The sequence below is a fragment of the Mesorhizobium xinjiangense genome (genome assembly GCF_009749525.1).
Taxonomy (GTDB): Bacteria; Pseudomonadota; Alphaproteobacteria; order Rhizobiales; family Rhizobiaceae; genus Mangrovimarina; species Mangrovimarina xinjiangensis.
Window position 1 is genome coordinate 1 of sequence record NZ_WOAC01000053.1, and the last position, 1,157, is coordinate 1,157.

The following is a 1,157-nucleotide window of genomic DNA, read 5'->3' on the forward strand; positions in this document are numbered from 1 at the left end:
GAGTTCAAACGCATCGCCATGCGCGCCGACAAAACCGACACCTCGTTCATTGCCATCATCCATCTCGCAGCCGCCGTCATAAATTCACAATGAATCTCAACAGGCCTTAGAGCGCCGTGCGTCCATTTGGACGCCCAAAGGACGCTCTAACTCTTTGAATCTATGCATCGTGCTTTCCGAAAATCGATTCCGATTTTCGGGCCGATGCAGTAGCCCTTCGCCCGAGTGGCATACGTCACGACCCGTCGACTCTTCAGGTACTGCTTCACACCGTGCCGGAGACGTAGCTCGATGACCTCCGCTTCTCAACCTTTCACTTTTCCATCGGACCACGTTCAGCGGGCGGGCGAAACCATCTCTGCAGGCGTCTTGTCAGGCCGCAAGTGCGCCCGAACGCTTTGCGACCCAGGTCGCGACGAAATCCATCAGTGGCGGCGACAGACAGTCATAGGGTTCCAGGCCGAGTTCTCTCAATCGGGCGCGGATGCCGTCCATGCGCGACGGGTCGACTCCGGATTCGATGACCGAGGAGACGAAGGCGGCAAAGCCAGGTGGTGCCCAGCCGGATTCCTGGAACCGTTCCGGATGAATGAAGTCAAGCCCCTGAAAGGCGTGCTCGCGCTCCACCGGACCATACATGTGCACGCCGCATTCCTTGCAAGCATGGCGCTGGATGAGCGCATCGGGGTCGACCACAGCCAGCTTGTCGCCATTCTCGATAACGGTGACATTGTCGTGCGGCACAACGGCAACAACGGAGAATGCCGCACCCTGCGGTTTCCAGCATTTGGTGCACCCGCAGGCGTGGTTGTGTTCGACCTGTCCCTTGATGGCCACCTTGACCGGCTTGTTGGTGCAGGCGCAGAGCAGCGTACCGCCACTGAAATTGGGAGCGGCCGGCTTGATCCCGCTGTCGATTGCCGGATGGATCGATACTGAGTTTGGCATGTCTTGTTTCCTCCCTGTCGTTACCGGCCTGTTGAGGCTCGTTGTGTCCCCCGGCGTGGCGGCCCTGGCCTAATACACCACCACGCTTCTGATCGACTTGCCCTCATGCATGAGGTCAAAACCCTTGTTGATCTCGTCGAGCGAGAGCGTATGCGTGATCATCGGGTCGATCTCGATCTTGCCGTCCATGTACCAGTCGACGATCTTCG

1 protein-coding gene and 1 pseudogene are annotated in these 1,157 nt (G+C 58.6%); both read right to left on the reverse strand.

Features of this window, described 5'->3' with window-relative positions; translation table 11 throughout:
• Positions 1–372: 372 nt before the first annotated feature.
• A complete protein-coding gene (gene gfa, locus GM909_RS25665; RefSeq protein ID WP_157020367.1) occupies positions 373–948 on the reverse strand; it encodes an S-(hydroxymethyl)glutathione synthase in 576 nt (191 codons plus the stop codon).
• 69 nt (positions 949–1,017) lie between these two features.
• Positions 1,018–1,157: pseudogene (locus GM909_RS25670) on the reverse strand (S-(hydroxymethyl)glutathione dehydrogenase); the annotation flags it as partial.